Here is a 17,555-nt window from a genome sequence, read left to right on the forward strand (position 1 = left end):
CAGGATAGTAGTGCAACGGGGGGCGGGGGCCGCTATGACACAGATTGAGGGCCGGTCGTAGAGGCTTACGACCGGCCCTCTCCCTTGCACCAAGAGTGTCCTGCAATCACATTCCGCGCCAGCCGCCACAGCAAAGCAACTGACGCACTTCGAATATATAACGGAAAGATAACATCGTCTAGTTACCAAAGCGTTATTTTTCTGCCAATGTTCTGAACAGCGGCTATCCAATTGCCCAGCCTGCGGAAGCTGGGGGTGCCTGCTCGTCGAGGTCGAGAAGGTTCCGTCTGAAAAGGGGCCTCCGCGGAAGGTGTATTCGCTCAACACCAACGGGCGACGGCAGCCAACGCGATGCACCGGTACTCATGCACTCCGGTGACGTCTCCGACGGCTACACGCTTATGACGATGTTCACCGACCTGGCCGACCTCTGGGAGCGCGCGGCGGTCGATGGCACCCCAGTGTGGGAAATCGGTGTACTCACGCGTCGGTGGCGATATCTGTATTTCCATTGGCTGGCTTGTCGCTATTCTCGCCATGACGTCTGTCGTCGCCGGCGTGTTCTATCGGAGGAAGAACCGGTAGGGCGTCGTTGCCTCATCGACGTTAGGCTGACGCAGTGGATGACATTCTCGATGCCAGTACGTCAGCACCTATCGTCGACGCCGCTGAACGGTGGACCTCGGATCGCATTCGCTCGTGGTCGGTGACCCTCCGCGAGAACCTCGCCGCCTGGCTTCAGCCGAACCTCGATCTCGTCGGCGATGCGGAGTGGGGAGCCATCGGTCGCCAAATGACGGGCCTCGGTGTCGGGGAGCCGCTCGATTGGGCAAACCGACGCATCAAACTCGCCGATGGAGAGTGGGCGATCACCGGCATCCGATTTCGTGGTGGCGACCTCGCCAAGCCCTTTGTCGACGTCATCGCAACGTCGCTGCCGCCGAGCGCCGAGGGGCTTGGGCTGCTGGCCGAGATTCTGCCGCATTACGCTGACTTTGCGCCGCTGTGCCTTCGGGCTAACGCCCCCGACCCGGTCGGCCTCATCTCTGCGATCGACCGTGCTGGCCCTGCTGCCGGGCACGCCGCCGTTGACCTCTGGATCGTCGCCGGTCGAATACGCGATCTTTCGGCGCGAGAGCCTGCTGCGGGCGAGGCTCGTGTGGCGCTTGAGAAGATATCACCGGATGCCGCGGCCGCGCGGGCCGCCGAGATCTACGCCGAGATCGCGAATTCCCGCCCCGACATCGCGGAGTGGGCAATCCCCGAAGACGCGGAGTCGCTGTCAGAGTGCGCCGAGGAGGGGCTGCTCTTCGAGGTGCGGGTCGACGGCGTGCCCGCCGGAGTTGCCGCCCTCGCCCGCGACGACTCCTTCGGCCTCCGCGGCTGGTGCGTGCACGAGATCTGCCTCGACAGCGAGCATCGCGGCCGTGGGCTCGGCCCCGTCGTACTCCGGCAGCTGGCGGGACGACTCCCAACCGCGAACGACGTGCTCTGGGGGCATATTCACCCAGACAATCAGGCCTCATTGCGCAATGCGCTCGCCGCCGGGCGCGAGATCGTCGGGGCGCAACTGTGGCTTACGCCCGAGGGCTACCCTGGCATGCCCGGCTGACGCGTCGCAGCGCGCCTGCCGCGTCGGAACAGCCACACAACGACCGTTGCGTATACAAGCGTCGTCGCGATCGTGATGATCAGATCGATGATGCCGAGCGAACTCGCGTTGGCGTCAACGAGGCCGAATGCGCCAAGCCCAAAGACAGACACGTTATTGACGATGTGCAGCCCGATCGCGGCTTCGAGACCGCCAGTTCTCCAGGTGAGCCAGCCGGCGATGATCGCGAAGACGGCGACGCTGGTCTGGCCCAAAGGATCGTAGCCGTGGGCGATCACGAAGAGGGGAACGGGCAACAGAATCGCGAAGAGCGGATGCCGAAGCCACCCGCCGATCGTCTGCATCAGGTACCCGCGAAACACATACTCTTCGGCCGCTGCCTGAAACGGCACGAGCAGCAGAGTGAGCGCGAGGGGGAGTGCTGCTTCTGAGATGCCGAGGGGCGCAGGGATGCCATCGCCCGAGAACGCGGCAATTGTTGACGACACCCCCTGGCTGAGCGCGAACACCATAGCCGCAATGCCGAGGCAGCGCAGCAGCAAACCCCACCGCACGCGTCCAGCGACAGACGAGAGCAAGCCGACAGGCTTCGTGCCTGCAAGCAGCTGTGCGATGAAAAGGGAAGGGAGCAAGTAGATGAGCGACAGCAGAGTGAACGCGAAGACAGCGGGATTACTCAGATCGAGGGCGGCCTGTCCACGAGTGAACGCGTCAAGAGCGGTGCCAATGTCAGGACTGATGACCCTCGCGATCAGCATCGCGATCACACATCCGACAATGAAGATTCCGTAGAAGACCACGCCGACGATCCCGACGACGAGTGGTCGCCACCAGCGGTAGGCGTCCGTCGACCGCGCAAGACGGTGGTACGGCAGGGCACCGGGTACGAATGCTGCCGGGGAGAAGCGCGTCAGTGTCACGTCATCCATGGTGGCGCTGAATGTTGTGAGCATGCATCCTTCGGGTGCGCAGAAACAGCCATCCTTAAGGATGACCTGATGACGAGCCGTCGGCAGGATGCCTCGCGGATGAGACCGCGGATAGCATGATGAGCGTGAACGCCGATACCGTCTTTCCTCGACTGGCGCGCCTGTGGAGCGGAACATGGCGCCTCATTCTTGTGCTGTTCATCGGTCTGGCGGCGTTCGCTCTGACGTACGGAATGATCGTCATGGATGCGCTGCCCGACGGGCCGCACGATGCCGAGTTGGGCTTACGGATTCTTGCCGATCTCGCGTTAGGCGTGATCGCGATCGCTCTGTACCCGTTTCGGCACCGTGCGCCGCTGCTGCTCTCGATTCTCATCGTCGCATCGACGGCCGTGTCGATGCTGGCCACGGGGGCGGCGCTGTTCGCGCTCGTCTCGCTGTCGACGCGTCGTCGTGTGCGCGAGATCATTCCGGTCGCGGTGCTGTCAACAATGTCGAACGTCGTCGTCGAAATGACTCTGCCTCAGAACGAAGCGTCTCCGCTGTGGCTTTCTGCGCTGATGTCGGCTCTCGTGACGGCAGCGCTTGTCTTGACCGGGCTGTACATCGGCGGGCGGCGTCAACTGCACATCGCGTTGCGAGAGCAAGTAGACAGCGAGAGGCGGGAGCGTACCGCGCATGTCGAGCAGGCGCGGGCGAGCGAGCGCACACGGATCGCCCGCGAGATGCACGACACACTGGCGCATCGACTCTCACTCGTGTCATTGCACGCCGGAGCGCTTGAGGTGCGCACTGATCTGAGCCGCGAACAGATCACGCAGACCGCCGGAACGGTGAGGGAAAACGCTCGTCTGGCCGGCGAAGAGCTCCGGGAAATTCTGGGCATCCTGCGCGATCCTGCGGGCGGGCCCGCTGATTCAAGCCGGATGCTGCAGCCGTCGCTCCGCAATCTGGAGGAGCTGCGTGCCGAGAGCGAGCGCGCAGGAAACCCCGTCGACCTGACCGTCGAGTCGCAGGTCGCTCCACTGTGGGACGAGCCGTCAGAGACACTCAGCCGCACTGTCTTTCGGGTTATTCAAGAGGCGGTCACCAACGCACGAAAACACGCCCCGCACTCCCGTGTGAGCATCCGCGTGCACGGTCAGCCCGGCGAGCACCTCATCCTCACGATCAGCAACCCGATTCGGGCGGCCCGCGCTGGCGACATCGAGAACGCTGCCGGGGTCGAGAGCGGTGAGGCGACACTGCTTTCGGCACCAGCATCCGGACTCGGTCTCGTCGGCCTGGCCGAACGTGTGCGACTCGTCGGCGGCACACTCGAGGTCAGTTCACCAGCGAATGGCTCCTTCGCTTTGACAGTATTGTTTCCATGGAAGACGTGACGCGCTCGTATACGGTGGCACTCGTCGACGACGAGCAGCTTGTGCGCGTTGGGCTTCGCCTCGTCCTCGAGGGCGATCCGAACCTGACCGTCGTCGGAGAGGCAGCCGATGGCGCCGAGGCTCTTGAGCTTGTGGCGCGCACCGATCCCGATGTCGTGCTCATGGACATTCGCATGCCGCAGATGAACGGAATCACGGCGACCGAGCGGCTGCTCGCTGCGAACCCCGAGCAGACGATCATCATTCTGACGACATTCGATACTGACGAGTTCATGTACGAGGCGCTTCGGCACGGAGCCCGCGGGTTTCTCCTCAAAGACATGCCGCCACGCGAACTTGTCGACGCCGTGCGGCGAGCTGCGGCGGGGGAGAGGATGCTGTCGCAGTCTGCCCTCTCGTGGCTCATCGGTCAGGCGACAGGGCCGAACGCGCGGGGCGTGGTGGGGCGGATGCACCCGCAGCTCGGTTCACTCACAGGGCGCGAGCGTGACATCGCCATCGGTGTGGCCAAGGGTCTGTCAAACGCCGAGATCGCCGCAGAGCTTTTTGTGAGCGTCACGACGGTGAAGACCCATGTGGGTCGCATTCTGGACAAGCTCGGTGCCGACAATCGCGTGCAGATCGCCAATGCCGTCAACGGGTCGCTCGAGCGCCCAACGGACTAGCGAAGCGCATCAGAACAGGTCGGGCGACGGCGTCGAGGCGTGACGGATCGAGACGTCGGCGTGACGATCGAAGCGATAGCCGGCGCCGCGCACAGTGCGCACGATGTCTTCGTAACGCCCCAGCTTCGAGCGCAGCCGACGCACGTGCACATCGATTGTCCGCTCGTTCGGGATCTCACCGTCGTGCGCTGACCACAGCGCGGTGATGAGCTCGGTGCGCTCGATGGTGCGGCCTTCGCGCAGCACGAGGTACTGCAGAAGCTCGAACTCCTTGTAGGTGAGCGTTGCCGACGCGTTGTCGAGCACGACGCGCTTGCGAGAGATGTCGATGACGACGCCCGAGTGTGCGCGGTCGAGCTCGTCTTCTTCTTCGACAGGCTCTGCGCTGTTGCGGGCGACAGCCGTTGGCTCTTGCAGCGCGAGGCGCACGACGTCGACATCGCGGCCGCCGACTCCCGAAGGGGCGAGAGCAACTGCGGCGTAGGACTGCGCGGCGGGAGCGAGCTCGCCGATTGTCTTCTTGACGGCTTCGACGATGGCGCCGAGCGTGGTGCCGGCGGCGCGAGCGGCCTCTTCGTCGAGTCCGACGTACAGCGCGAAGCCCCGGGGCTCGGGCGCTGCCGGCACGGCACGAAGTGCGCGAGTGCGGTTCTCAGTGGGGACGACCTGCGGAAAAGCGGTTGCGAGTGACATGATAGTTCCTTTGCGATGACGAGTGTGATCCACCCCTGGCCACACCGACGCGTGTCGGGGCGGGGCGAGAAGTGTGTGGTGTCGAAATGGCGGATGCTGACAGCATCCACGCTCTGTGCGGTATGAGCTCTGTGCGGTATGAGGTCAGGGTGTTAACGGCACATTCGACAACACATGACAGCAGCGATTCCGGCCATCATCGACCCGGCATCCCCAGGGAACTCGACGGAGCTCAGGGGGCGCGTGCTGTGTGTCATGACATCAATCTAAGTCGCACGCGAATCGGTGTGTCAAATCATTGCAGTAAATGACGAATGCGTGCGTAACAATAGAGAATCTGCGATTGAAAAGGCACCAGTCTGCATATTATTCTTCACGGCTCAAGCTTGGATGCCGTGGCTCACAGAAGCTTGCACGATCCCGACGCCATCGTCGAGACGAGAACGGCGAGCGGCGGCCGCGAGTGCGCGCGATCCACGGCGCTGGTAGCTGGAGTGCGTCCAGACCACGTAGATCAACGCGAAGGCGGGCCACAGGTAGAGACACGCCGCGACCACGAACGCCGGTGTGGCTGGTGGATCAGACGAGCCCGTACAGGCGGTCTCCCGCGTCACCCAGCCCCGGCACGATGTAGCCGTTCTCGTCGAGCCGCTCGTCGAGTGCGCCGAGAACGATTGTGACGTCGAGCCCTTCGGTCTCACGCTCGAGCCGTTCGAGGCCCTCGGGCGCACCGAGAATGCAGACGGCAGTCACGTCGACGGCACCGCGTTTGATGAGGAACTGAATGGCAGCACCGAGCGAGCCGCCCGTGGCGAGCATCGGGTCGAGAACGAAGCACTGCCTGTTCGACAGATCGTCGGGAAGGCGCTCCGCATAGGTCATCGGCTGCAGGGTCTCTTCATCGCGCACCATGCCGAGAAAGCCCACCTCCGCGGTGGGGAGAAGCTTCACCATGCCGTCGAGCATTCCGAGGCCAGCGCGCAGAATCGGCACAACGAGCGGCCGAGGCGAGCTGATCTCGAGCCCCGTCGTCGTCGTCACCGGAGTCTCGATTTCGACGGGCTGTGTGCGCACGCCGCGTGTCGCCTCGTAGGCAAGCAACGTGACAAGCTCTTCGGTCAGCGCCCTGAAGGTGGGAGAAGAGGTTTTCTTGTTGCGCAGCACCGTGAGTTTGTGGGTGATGAGCGGATGATCGGCAACGTGCACTCGCATACTGTTAAACCTACAGCCCAATGACCAAAAGCTCAGACGGGCACATCGATGACGCAGAGGGAGAATCGCAGATGCCGCTTGGCGCGGACCCGCGACATGACGAGCTCATGACGCTTGCTCTCGATGAGGCGAGGGCAGCGCTGCAGACGGGCGACGTTCCCGTCGGTGCCGTCCTCGTCGACGCGACGGGGCAGCTGATTGGCAGCGGGCGCAATGCCCGTGAGGCGCGAGCCGATCCGACGGCGCACGCCGAAATTGTCGCGATCAGGCGGGCAACGGCAACGCGCGGGGAATGGCGTCTCGACGATGCAACGCTCGTCGTCACTCTCGAACCGTGCGTGATGTGCGCGGGCGCCATTCTGGCGGCACGCATCCCCACGGTGGTCTTCGGCGCATGGGACGAGAAGGCCGGTGCCGCGGGCAGCATCCATGATCTGCTTCGCGACCGAAGGCTCACCCACAGGGTTGAGGTCGTGCCCGGGGTGCGGGCACGAGAATGCGGCGAGCTGCTGACCCGGTTCTTCCGCGAGACATCGGTGCAGATGCCGCCGGGTGTGGCGCCGAGCGTACCGGACGAAAGACACAGCACATGACACAGCAGCAGAGGAACGGATCGGGCACGATCCATCGTGAGATCGAGGGGCTCGCGACCGAACGCGTGAACGATGCGTATGCGACGCTCGACACGTTCAGCACGGCCGAGCTCGTGCAGGCGATGAACCGCGAAGACGCGTCGGTTGCCGATGCCGTTGCGCGTGTGGAGCCGGCGATCGCTGGGGCGGTGGAGGCGATCGCGGAGCGCATGCGCCGGGGCGGCAGGATGCTGTACATCGGCGCTGGTACTCCCGGGCGTCTCGGCGTTCTCGACGCGAGCGAGATTCCACCCACCTTCGGGCTCGGCCCGGATCGCGTCGTCGGCATCATCGCTGGGGGCGACGGGGCGATCCGGACGGCCGTCGAAGGGGCGGAGGACGACGCCGGCAAGGGTGCTGCGGATATCGCGTCACGAGACGTGGCGGAGCACGACACGGTCGTCGGCATTTCAGCATCCGGTCGCACCCCGTACGTTCTGGGAGCCCTGGCCGAGGCACGCGAGCGCGGGGCATTCACGATCGGCGTTGCCTGCAACGAGGCCTCGCCGCTTGGCGCCGCAGCGGATGTTGCGATCGAGGTGGTTGTGGGGCCGGAGATCATTTCGGGGTCGACCCGATTGAAAGCAGGTACGGCACAGAAGATGGTGCTCAACATGCTGAGCACGCTCACGATGGTGAAGCTCGGCAAAACGTACGGAACCCTGATGGTCGACGTGCAGATCACGAACGAGAAGCTCCGCGCGCGAGCAGAGCGCACGATCATGCGCGCAACCGGGTGTGACCAGTTGCGCGCGGCCGAGCAGCTTGACGCGGCGGACGGGTCGGTGAAGGCGGCGATCGTCGCCGTTCTCACGGGTGTTTCCGCGGGTGCGGCCGCTGACGCGCTCGAGGCCGCCGACGGGTTCATCAGAGAGGCGCTTGGCCAGGGCGGCGCGCAGTGAGGAGCAGCCGATGGTGAGCTCAGCTCTTCACCTCGCGATCATTCCGGCACCCCGAGAAATGCGGACACAGCCGGGCACGTATGAGCTGACGTCGTCGGCGACCATCGCGGCACCCGCGGAGCTTGCCCGGCAGGCGGCTCAGCTGCGCCGGCTTCTGCAGCCGGCAACGGGATTCGCTCTCGACAGTGTCGCTCCGGGCCAGGGCGTGATCGAGCTCAGCCTGGACAGCTCGCTCAGCGACGAGCAGTACGAGCTGACCGTTGATGAGAGCGGCGTATCTGTGCGCGCGGGATCGCCGCGCGGCATCCTGTGGGGTGCGCAGAGCCTGCTTCAACTGCTGCCGGCTAAGATCCATCGCCGTGCCATCGTCGACGATGCCGACTGGATGCTGCCGCACGTCGTGATTGCGGACGCACCGCGCTTCGGTTGGCGTGGGCTGATGCTCGACGTCGCTCGCAACTTCCGGCCTGCGCGTGACGTGATGCGGGTGATCGACCAGATGGCGCTGCACAAGCTCAACACCCTGCATCTGCACCTCACTGACGATCAGGGCTGGCGGCTGCAGATCGACGCGTTTCCGCGACTGACCGAGCGCGGCGGGTGGCGCAGCGACAGCCAGCGCGGTCACGGCCCGAATGCGACTACGACGGGGCGGCCGCACGGCGGCTGGTATACGAAAGACGACGCCCGCGAGATCATCGCCTACGCTGCCGAGCGGGGCATCACCGTCGTTCCCGAGATCGAGATGCCCGGGCACGTACAGGCTGCACTCGCTGCGTACCCGGAGTGGGGCATCGGCGCGGCACCCGCGGAGCCGTGGCCGCACTGGGGAATCAGTACCCGTGTGCTGAATCTTGAAGAGGCCACGGTTGCGGCCTTCTGCCGCATTCTCGACGAGGTGATTGAAATCTTCCCCTCGACGTTCATCGGCATCGGCGGTGACGAGGCGAAGAAAGACGAGTGGCAGAGCGATGCGCGCACGCAGGAGCTCATGCGCGAACGCGGTCTGCGCGACGGCGAGGCAGCGCAGAGCTGGTTCATCGGCCAGATCGACGCACACCTGAGCCGTCGCGGGCGGCGAGCGTACGGCTGGGACGAGATCCTCGAGGGAGGCCTGGCCCCGGGCGCCACCGTCGCCTCGTGGCGCGGCAGCTACGGCGCGATCGCGGCCGCCCGTGCCGGCCACGACGTGGTCGTGTGCCCCGACACGGAGGTGTACTTCGATTACCGGCAGTCCGATGACCTGGCCGAGCCCATTCCCGTCGGATTTCCGCTCGGCGTCGACGACGTCTACGCGTTCGACCCGTTGCCGGCCGAGCTCACGCCCCCGCAAGCAGATCACGTGCTGGGAGGCCAGGCGAACATGTGGAGCGAGCACATCGGCTCATCGCGCTCACTCGACTACATGCTGTTTCCGAGACTGTGCGCGCTCGCCGAGGCCGTGTGGTCCGCCGAGAAAAACCTCACCGATTTTCACGCGCGGCTCGATCAGCACCGGTACCGGCTCGACGCGCTCGGCGTCGAGTACCGGCATCCCGATGGCCCCGCACCCTGGCAGAGCCGGCCCGACGCCCCGGGCAGACCGATCACCCGCGAAGAACGCTTGGCGATTCAGCGCGCTCTCGTGGAGAACATCCTGCCTGACCTGACGTAGGCGCACACCCCGCGGAGCGCCTCCCGAGGGCCCGGTCGCTGACCGTCGCACTGCGCGCGTTGAACGCGCCGTCACTCCTGCGGGCGTGCCGTCGACCCGCGCACGACGAGCTCGAAAGGCAGATTGAGATCTGCAGGCTTTGTCGTGCTCTCGCCCAACTCGGCAAGCAGCAGGTCAACGGCTGTCTCGCCCTGGCGCTTGGGAAACTGGGCGATCGTCGTCAAATCGAAGAACGGTGCCTGCTGGTTGTCGTCGACTCCGACGATCGACACGTCGCTCGGGACAGAGAGCCCCAGATCCCGTGCCGCAAGAATGGCGCCGATCGCCATGTCGTCTGAAGCCGCGAAGATGCCCGTCGGGCGGTTGGAGGGCGAGCCGAGCAGCTGTTTGGCCGCGACGTACCCACCCTGCAATGTGAAGTCCGCTGGCCGCACGAGGGCGTCATCGACAGTGATGCCCGCATCGGTCAGCGCCGCCTCGTAGCCGCGCCGCCTCGTCGTGGGAAGGTGAAAGTCAACGTCGAACTCCCGACCGCCGCCGATGTGCGCGATGCGGCGGTGCCCGAGCCCTGTCAGGTGAGACGTTGCGAGCTTCGCGAGCTGAAAGTCGTCGAGCTCGAGCGTGGGAACGTCGGGAATCGGTCCGCCGATGCCGACGAGTGGCTTGTGCAGGTCGTGCAGCGCGCTCACCTCGTCTGCCGTGAGTTCGAGGTTGATCGCGATGACGGCGTCCACCCGCTTGCGCAGCAGAAAGTGGGTGAAAACGCTGCGGCGTTCGGCCTCGCCTCCGGCGAGGTTATAGAGCGTTGTGTCGTAGCCACGGCGAAGCAGCGCTGTCTCCGCACCCTCGACGACGCTGGCGAAGTACCAGTGGCTGAGCAGCGGGACGACGACTCCGATGTTGCGCGTGCGGCCCGAGGCAAGCCCGGATGCTGTCGAGGAGACGACGTACCCGAGGTCGCTCGCCGCCTCTTCGACCTTGCTTCGCGTACGCTCGGAAACGTAGCCGCGGCCCGACAGCGCCCGCGATACGGTCGCCGTCGAGACACCGGCCTTCTGGGCGACCTCTTCGATTCCGGCCATCGAACTCCTCATCAGTGGATGAGCACCAGCATACGCAGCCGTGTACATTGACCGATATGCACAGCGTGACTGCCCCCGTCGTCGTCATCGGCGACGCTCTCATCGATGAACTTCGCGACAGCTCCGGCACCCGCGATTTTGTGGGAGGAGCGGCACTCAATGTCGCTGTCGGCCTCGCTCGTCTCGGCGTGCCGACCACGCTCATCGCCATGATCGGCGACGACGCAGACGGCGCTCGCATCGCGGAGTTTCTGAACCAGCATGGCGTGGGCTTCGTGCGCACGATTGGGCCGAACGGCACGTCGCGGGCGATCAGCGACCGCCGCGCGGGGGAGCCGCGCTACATCTTCAACGAAGCGGCGCAGAAGCGCGCGATCGAGTTCGGTCCCGAGACGCTACAGGCCATTCACGATGCGCCGTTCACGCTTGTGAGCTGCTTTCCGTTCGACGATCTCGCGCAGGTCGGTCTGCTGACAGCATCCGTTCCGCCAGGCCGGCGACGCATGATCGTCGATCCCAATCCGCGAGCGGGCATGCTGCACTCGCGTGAGAGGTTCGTGCGCGGCTTCGAAGCCGTCGCCGAACTCTGCGAACTTGTCAAGGTCGGCGATGATGATGCGCGGATGCTGTACGGCACCGATCTCGACCAGCTCGTGTCTCGGCTTGCCGACACGGGCGTGCCTCACATCGTCGGCACGGCGGGGCGCGACGGTGCTTTCGTGCGAAGCGGCGACGAAACGGTGACGCGCCCGATCGCCGATCTGCCCGGCGAGGTGATCGACACAATGGGTGCCGGAGATGCCGTTCTTGCGTCTGTTGTTGAGAGTCTGATCGCGAACGGCGTTCCCGACTCGAACGACGCCTGGGGCGCTGTTCTCGACCGCGCCATGCTGGTGGCTGGGGCCACATGCAGACACGACGGCGCGTTGCTTCGCGAGCCGTGAATCCGTCGTGTGGGGCTCGATTTCGTCCCGGCCGTGTGAAAGGCTAATATCTCTGTGGCGCCTTCGGTTGGCTGTACAAGTTTGGTCGAGCGCGCCCCTGGCGAGTTACCCAAGCGGCCAAAGGGATCTGACTGTAAATCAGCTGTCATCGACTTCGGGGGTTCGAATCCCTCACTCGCCACTTTCGGGCAAGCAGTAGGGCTCCTGCCATATCGGCAGGAGCCCTTGCTTTTGCCAGACCTGTGTGTGCAGTGTGCACATTCGGGGTGCTCCGTGCGAGTACACCCGCGAGCGCACCGAACACGGTCAAAGGGTTTGGCCGGTGTGCTGGCCTTCTCCGATCTCCTCGACGAGCTTGTCGTTGAACGCGGGAAGATCATCCGGAGTTCGGCTCGAGACGAGGCCGCTGTCGACGACAACCTCCTGGTCAACCCATGTCGCACCCGCGTTTGTGAGGTCCGTTCTCAGGCTCGGGTAGCTCGTCAGAGTGCGGCCCGAGAGAACATCTGCGTCGGCAAGAATCCATGCGCCGTGGCAGATGACGCCCACGGGTTTCTGCTCGACGAAGAATCCGCGAACAAACGCGACGGCGTCGTGATCCAGGCGAAGGTCATCTGCGTTGACGACGCCGCCAGGAAGCATCAGCGCGTCGAAATCCAGTGCCTTCGCCTCGCGAACCAGCATGTCGACATTCTGACCGTGACCGTTCTTCCCCGTGATCACATCCGGAGTCGGTGAGACCATTGTGGGCACGGCTCCGGCTTTCTCGAGTGCCTCCCACGGACTCGTCAGCTCGCTGTCTTCAAAGCCGTTCGTGGCGAGAACCGCCACCTTCTTTCCAGTGATGCTCATTGGTGCTCCCTTCAGATTGTCAACGTCAGCTGTTCTGCACCTCGTACGGCGGCTCGTCGTCGTCTCGCTCATTCGTGTAGTCGGGGCGCCTCGGCTGGGCCGCCTGGTCTGAGAACTCGCCGCCTTCGCGGCCGCCGAACGGGCGGCCGTGATCTGCGAATTCCTCACGGGCGAACACAAGAGTCCACGGCCCGGCCGTGAAGCGCGCACCCTGCCTCAGAATCTGCGTGCGCTCTCCGTCAGACGCTGTCGTCTTGGGATTTGCCGTCATGAGGCCTTCTTCGATGAGCGTCAGGATGTACTCGTCATCTTCGTCATGATGAATTGTCGCGTGCAGCAGCTCTGCCCCCTCGAGCCGCAACTCGCTCGACTCGGCCGAGCCAATGCTTACGAGCTCGGTTGTGATGTCAAAGACGGATTGAATCGAGTCGCGTGACACGAGGAGCCGTGGATTACCGGCGCCGCGGTCAGAGTGGGTTGTCGTTGCGGTGCCGTCAATTGGTCCCGCGGTGTTCGGTGTCATCATGCGCCCCTTTCAACGAACTTCTCAGAGCAGAATACGTGCGTGTCTCCTCACACTAGGTGCTCCCGCTCACATCAGCGAGTGATTCGGCGAGACGCCGAGTGAGCCGCGCTGTCGATTGACATGCGCAGGGCGAGACCTGTTCGATGCCGAAGAATCTCGAACGGCTGTAGCGTCGAGACCATGAGTGCACACGATCTGCAGGACATCGCCCGAGACATTGCCGCTCGCGCCGGTGAGCTGGTCCGTGACCGACGGCGCGAGGGAGTCAGCGTCGCAGCGACGAAGTCGTCGCCCGAAGACATTGTCACCGCGGCGGATCGCGAGTCGGAGCAGCTCATCCGAGACCTCATCGTGCGAGCGAGGCCTCATGATGGAATTCTCGGCGAAGAAGGCGGCGGCACAGCAGGGTCCAGCGGCATCACGTGGGTGGTTGATCCGATCGATGGCACCGTCAACTATCTTTACGGGTTGCCCGACTACGCCGTAAGCATTGGCGTTGTGGAGGGCGACCCCGATCCGGCGACGTGGTCGCCTCTTGCGGCAGCCGTGTACGCACCAGCGCGTGATCTGATGTACACGGCGTCGCAGGGCGGCGGCGCTTTTCGCGGAACGAAGCAGATTCACGTCAACACCGCGGTGAACCCTCGAGTGGCGCTCGTGGGAACGGGCTTCGGCTACGATCCCGAGCGTCGCGTACGGCAGGCTGCCATCGTGACAGAGCTGATCGCCGAGGTTCGAGACATTCGGCGAATGGGATCGGCCGCAATTGATCTGTGCCGAGTTGGAGACGGATGCCTCGATGGTTTTTTCGGAGTGGGGCTGAACCCGTGGGATATGGCTGCGGGGGCTCTCGTGGCCAGCGAGGCTGGAGCGCGAGTCGGTGGACTCAGAGGGGCGCCGGCAACAGCATCCATGACCCTTCTTGCCGAACCCAGATTATTCGCATTCCTTGAAGCAAAGCTTGAAGGTTTGGGCGCGGATCGAATTCTCGACTGAACCGCCGCCTCGCCCGCCATTGCAGGCGACGCGAAGCAACGACTCTCCGTTCCCCATTTGGGGGACGAAAAAACGGCATGTTGCTCTGGAAATATTCAGCCTGACTTTGCTACTGTTTATCAATCCGTTACCAAACGGCGCCCCCAATGCTTACTGGTAACAACAGCTGTGCCCCCGAGCGAAGAAAGTCCGTCTGCCTGTGTCGAGTCGTGCCTCTGAAGAGAACAAGTCTGTTCTCGACCCCTCAGGCACCGCAGCGACCCCTCACACAGGAGCAGCATTCGAATCGCGTCGTGCACGCCGTGACCGTGAAGCTCGAGAGGCTCGTGAGAGTGAGCGCTCCGCCGGTGTCGCGGAGCTCGATGAGGCGACAACTGCCGCGGCTCCGGCGAACACGGAGTTTCTTTCTCGGCGCGATCGCCGCCGTGCCGAGCAGAAGGCGACAGACGATCACTCCGGCATGATGCCAAGCGCATCAGCCACGCCCGCTGAGGTGCAGCTTTCCCGTCGCGCCCGTCGTCGCGCAGCATCGCCGGATCCGCAGCCGATCGCCACAGAGACCGCTCCCGGCGCAGAGCCCGACGTCGTCGTCGAAGCCGAGGTCATCGAGTCCGCTTCGGCAGTGGAAGCGGCTGTCGAGCCCGTCGCCGAGATCACACCAGACGACGTGCCGACGACGACAGAATCCTTTGAAGAGATCATCGCGGGTGCCTTTCCGGTTGATGAGGCGTCAACTCCTGACGACGCTCATGACGACGACACGGTCGACATTCCCGTCAAGGCCGAACCCGTACCGGCCGCCGCGGCAGAAGACACTCCGACACCGCCTCGTGGTCGCCATGGGGCCTCAGAATCAGCGCCCGTCGACAATCCGCGCCCGCCGCGGTCGATTCGACGCCTTGCTGCGAAGACGATGAGCATCAGCGCTCTTCTCGCTGTCGGGCTCATGACCGTTGCGACGTCAGTGCCCGCAAACGCGCTGCTCAGCGCCGACGAGGTGCAGGCGCAGAAGCGTCAGTCGATTCAGCACGAGACATATGCTCCAGGGCAGCCGCAGTCGCTCGTCAATACCGCCTCGGCCGACCTTGCTCTGCAGCGCGACACGTACGGTGCTCTGTCGGTTACGCAGGCTGCGACGGAACTCGGGATCAATCCCGAGAACACCTTCACGAATGACCCGAACGGAACGGTTCAGTGGCCGTTCTCCGTTGGCGTTCACATTGGCAGCGGTTATGGCGCGCGCCCCGGTTGCTCGCTTGGCTGCTCGACAAACCACCTCGGTCAGGACTTCAACCCGGGCTACGGTGCTCCGATTCAGTCCATCGCCGACGGTGTCGTCGTCGAGTCGACCGACTCGGGCGGAGGCTTCGGCGTCAAGATCGTCATCGAGCACGTCATCGACGGGCAGATGATCCACAGCCTGTATGGACACATGGTGCCAGGCTCGCGCACCGTTCAGGTCGGAGACCACGTCTCCGTGGGCCAGATCATCGGCAAAACGGGAAACACCGGTATCTCCACCGGAGCCCACATGCACTTCGAGATTCTCCTCAACGGAACCAAGCACGTCGACCCGCTCGCGTGGCTTTACGCGAACACCAACTAAGACTCGCACAGCTCTTCTTCCCGGCACAGATGCCGGGATTTTTGCTGTCACGGGTTCGTGGCTGTGCGCAGATGAGAACGGCACCGCGTCGACACGTGCGACGCGGTGCCGTTTCGAGGCGAACTGGATCGTCTACGGGGTGAGGAACCAGACAGTTGAATCGGCCGGAATGCCGCCGTCAGGAGCGGGAGCACTTTCGAGAGCGCGCGTCGCTTCGCTCAGCGACGTCGGCACGACGGCATCCTGATCGCTCGTATTCGCGACGACGGTGATTGGTCCGTTGCTGAACCACAAAACACTGTCGTCGCCGGCGTCGTGCCACTCGATCGCACCGAGTCCCAGCTGGTGCGTCTTGCGAAGCCAGAGCGCGCGGCTGTAGAGCTCAAGCGTCGACCCAGCGACGCCGAGCTGGCTCGAGCGCGCATAGGGTGCCCAATCGTCGGGCTGCGGGAGCCACGACGCGCCCGTCGCGCTGAAACCGTAGGCTGGCGCATCGGCATCCCAGGGAATCGGCACGCGACAGCCGTCGCGGCCGTAGCGCTCGTGATTCGTGCGAAACCAGGTGGGGTCTTGGCGCGCCTCATCGGGAAGGTCGATGGCCTCGGGAAGGCCGAGCTCTTCGCCCTGGTAGAGATAGGCGCCTCCGGGAAGCGCAAGCATGAGGGCGGACGCTGCACGCGCGCGAGCCAGGCCGATGTCGATGTTCGGACGGTCGGCGGTCTCGGGCCCGATGCCGTGGCCCTGTGGGTTCTCTTGCGTCAACGCGAGCCGTGATGCGTGGCGTACGACGTCGTGGTTAGAGAGCACCCAGGTGCTGGGCGCTCCAACGGCCGAGAACGCGGCGATGGATTCGTCGATGATGCGGCGCAGCTCCGCGCCGCTCCACGGGGTCTCGAGGTAGGGAAAGTTGAAGGCCTGCTGCATCTCATCCGGGCGCACCCACAGCGCCATCTTTTGCAGCGGGTCGACCCAGGCTTCGGCGCACAGCACACGCTGGCCGTCGTACTCCGCGAGCACCTGGTTCCATTCGCGATAGATGTCATGCACGCCGTCTTGCCCCCAGTACGGAGCGAGAACGGCGGTTGAATCCGTTGTGCCCTGGCCTCCCATGCTGCCTGCGCTGCCCGGAGGTGTGAAGTCGGGCAGCCCGTCGGCCTTGACGAGGCCGTGCGCGACGTCGACGCGAAAGCCGTCAACCCCGCGGTCAAGCCAGAACCTCAGCACGTCGCGGAACATCGACCGTACATCGGGGTTGCTCCAGTCGAAGTCGGGCTGGCTCGAGTCGAACAGGTGCAGATACCACTGGCCGGGGGCGCCCTGTGCGTCAACAGTGCGGGTCCAGGCGGGCCCGCCGAACACGGACTCCCAGTTGTTTGGCGCTTCGGCGCCGTCTGGACCGCGGCCATCGCGGAACATGTAGCGATCGCGTTCGGAAGAGCCGTGCGCGGCGGCAAGCGCCTGCTGAAACCACGGATGCCGGTCTGACGAGTGGTTGGGAACCAGATCGATGATCACTCGGATGCCGCGTGAATGCGCAGCATCCGTCATCTCGTCGACGTCGGTGAGCGTTCCGAAAAGCGGGTCGACATCGCAGTAGTCGGCGACGTCGTAGCCGGCGTCTTTCTGAGGCGAAGGGAAGAAGGGGGACAGCCAGATGGCGTCGATGCCGAGCTGCTTGAGCGCGTCGAGACGAGAGGTGATTCCCGCGAGATCGCCCATGCCGTCGCCGTTCGCATCGGCGAACGAGCGAGGGTAGATCTGGTAGATCACCGCGGAGCGCCACCATTCGGCGCCCACGGTGGCGTCTGTTGTGGGCGGCGGCGCGTCGCGGGCAGCGGAACTGGCTTGAGTCATGCCCAATACTGTAC

Annotated in this window: 16 protein-coding genes and 1 tRNA gene; 10 read left to right on the plus strand and 7 right to left on the minus strand. The window is 64.5% G+C overall.

Annotated features, from left to right (window positions below):
* Positions 1 to 619 precede the first annotated feature (619 nt).
* Entirely contained in the window at positions 620 to 1,612 is a 993-nt protein-coding gene (locus tag HCR84_RS02955; protein WP_166982252.1) for a GNAT family N-acetyltransferase, read from the plus strand.
* Here HCR84_RS02955 and HCR84_RS02960 read toward each other — a convergent pair.
* Positions 1,591 to 2,565, minus strand: a complete 975-nt coding sequence (locus HCR84_RS02960; RefSeq protein WP_166982250.1) for a CPBP family intramembrane glutamic endopeptidase — start codon at positions 2,563 to 2,565, stop codon at positions 1,591 to 1,593. The two genes, HCR84_RS02955 and HCR84_RS02960, sit on opposite strands and share 22 nt — an antisense overlap.
* A 101-nt stretch (positions 2,566 to 2,666) precedes the next feature.
* Between HCR84_RS02960 and HCR84_RS02965 the strand changes: the two genes are divergently transcribed.
* Complete coding sequence (locus tag HCR84_RS02965; RefSeq protein WP_166982248.1) at positions 2,667 to 3,923, plus strand: sensor histidine kinase; 1,257 nt, start codon at positions 2,667 to 2,669, stop codon at positions 3,921 to 3,923.
* Positions 3,911 to 4,588, plus strand: a complete 678-nt coding sequence (locus HCR84_RS02970; protein WP_166982246.1) for a response regulator — start codon at positions 3,911 to 3,913, stop codon at positions 4,586 to 4,588. The genes HCR84_RS02965 and HCR84_RS02970 overlap by 13 nt, the downstream gene beginning before the upstream one ends.
* A gap of 9 nt (positions 4,589 to 4,597) precedes the next feature.
* Here the strand turns inward: HCR84_RS02970 and HCR84_RS02975 are convergent, their stop codons facing one another.
* Together HCR84_RS02975 and upp are read right to left on the minus strand one after the other, a co-directional pair.
* Positions 4,598 to 5,281 (minus strand): winged helix-turn-helix domain-containing protein, encoded by a 684-nt coding sequence (locus HCR84_RS02975; RefSeq protein WP_166982244.1) that lies wholly within the window; start codon positions 5,279 to 5,281, stop codon positions 4,598 to 4,600.
* 579 nt (positions 5,282 to 5,860) lie between these two features.
* Positions 5,861 to 6,493 (minus strand): uracil phosphoribosyltransferase, encoded by a 633-nt coding sequence (upp, locus tag HCR84_RS02980; protein WP_166982242.1) that lies wholly within the window; start codon positions 6,491 to 6,493, stop codon positions 5,861 to 5,863.
* A gap of 107 nt (positions 6,494 to 6,600) precedes the next feature.
* On the opposite strand from upp, the gene tadA reads away from it, so the two are divergent.
* Genes tadA through HCR84_RS02995 form a run of 3 tightly spaced genes read left to right on the plus strand, consistent with a single transcriptional unit; the run spans position 6,601 to position 9,681 of the window.
* Positions 6,601 to 7,086 (plus strand): tRNA adenosine(34) deaminase TadA, encoded by a 486-nt coding sequence (gene tadA / locus HCR84_RS02985; RefSeq protein ID WP_166983224.1) that lies wholly within the window; start codon positions 6,601 to 6,603, stop codon positions 7,084 to 7,086.
* Positions 7,083 to 8,027 (plus strand): N-acetylmuramic acid 6-phosphate etherase, encoded by a 945-nt coding sequence (murQ, locus tag HCR84_RS02990; protein WP_166982240.1) that lies wholly within the window; start codon positions 7,083 to 7,085, stop codon positions 8,025 to 8,027. Before tadA ends, murQ begins: the two co-directional genes overlap by 4 nt.
* Before the next feature lie 10 nt (positions 8,028 to 8,037).
* Positions 8,038 to 9,681 carry a beta-N-acetylhexosaminidase gene (locus tag HCR84_RS02995; RefSeq protein WP_166982238.1) on the plus strand — a complete coding sequence of 548 codons (1,644 nt, stop codon included), beginning with the start codon at positions 8,038 to 8,040 and terminating at the stop codon, positions 9,679 to 9,681.
* 71 nt (positions 9,682 to 9,752) lie between these two features.
* Here the strand turns inward: HCR84_RS02995 and HCR84_RS03000 are convergent, their stop codons facing one another.
* Positions 9,753 to 10,763, minus strand: a complete 1,011-nt coding sequence (locus tag HCR84_RS03000; RefSeq protein WP_166982236.1) for a LacI family DNA-binding transcriptional regulator — start codon at positions 10,761 to 10,763, stop codon at positions 9,753 to 9,755.
* Positions 10,764 to 10,819: 56 nt separating this feature from the next.
* Between HCR84_RS03000 and HCR84_RS03005 the strand changes: the two genes are divergently transcribed.
* Both HCR84_RS03005 and HCR84_RS03010 read left to right on the plus strand, forming a co-directional pair.
* Positions 10,820 to 11,707: a carbohydrate kinase family protein gene (locus HCR84_RS03005; protein ID WP_166982234.1), complete on the plus strand. Its 888-nt coding sequence runs from the start codon at positions 10,820 to 10,822 to the stop codon at positions 11,705 to 11,707.
* A gap of 99 nt (positions 11,708 to 11,806) precedes the next feature.
* Positions 11,807 to 11,888, plus strand: a tRNA-Tyr gene (locus HCR84_RS03010).
* Positions 11,889 to 12,013: 125 nt separating this feature from the next.
* Here the strand turns inward: HCR84_RS03010 and HCR84_RS03015 are convergent.
* Positions 12,014 to 12,559: a type 1 glutamine amidotransferase domain-containing protein gene (locus HCR84_RS03015; protein ID WP_166982232.1), complete on the minus strand. Its 546-nt coding sequence runs from the start codon at positions 12,557 to 12,559 to the stop codon at positions 12,014 to 12,016.
* Between the two features lie 25 nt (positions 12,560 to 12,584).
* On the minus strand, positions 12,585 to 13,085 hold the full coding sequence (locus HCR84_RS03020) for a hypothetical protein (RefSeq protein WP_166982230.1): 501 nt from the start codon (positions 13,083 to 13,085) through the stop codon (positions 12,585 to 12,587).
* 180 nt (positions 13,086 to 13,265) lie between these two features.
* Between HCR84_RS03020 and HCR84_RS03025 the strand changes: the two genes are divergently transcribed.
* Together HCR84_RS03025 and HCR84_RS03030 are read left to right on the plus strand one after the other, a co-directional pair.
* Positions 13,266 to 14,081, plus strand: a complete 816-nt coding sequence (locus HCR84_RS03025; RefSeq protein WP_166982229.1) for an inositol monophosphatase family protein — start codon at positions 13,266 to 13,268, stop codon at positions 14,079 to 14,081.
* Positions 14,082 to 14,280: 199 nt separating this feature from the next.
* The gene (locus tag HCR84_RS03030) at positions 14,281 to 15,687 is read left to right on the plus strand and encodes a M23 family metallopeptidase (protein ID WP_166982227.1); all 1,407 of its coding nucleotides are present in this window, start codon (positions 14,281 to 14,283) and stop codon (positions 15,685 to 15,687) included.
* A gap of 132 nt (positions 15,688 to 15,819) precedes the next feature.
* On the opposite strand, the gene HCR84_RS03035 is transcribed toward HCR84_RS03030, so the two are convergent.
* Entirely contained in the window at positions 15,820 to 17,541 is a 1,722-nt protein-coding gene (locus HCR84_RS03035) for a glycoside hydrolase family 13 protein (protein WP_166982225.1), read from the minus strand.
* Positions 17,542 to 17,555 lie beyond the last annotated feature (14 nt).

The sequence above is a fragment of the Paramicrobacterium fandaimingii genome (assembly GCF_011751745.2).
Classification (GTDB): domain Bacteria; phylum Actinomycetota; class Actinomycetes; order Actinomycetales; family Microbacteriaceae; genus Paramicrobacterium; species Paramicrobacterium fandaimingii.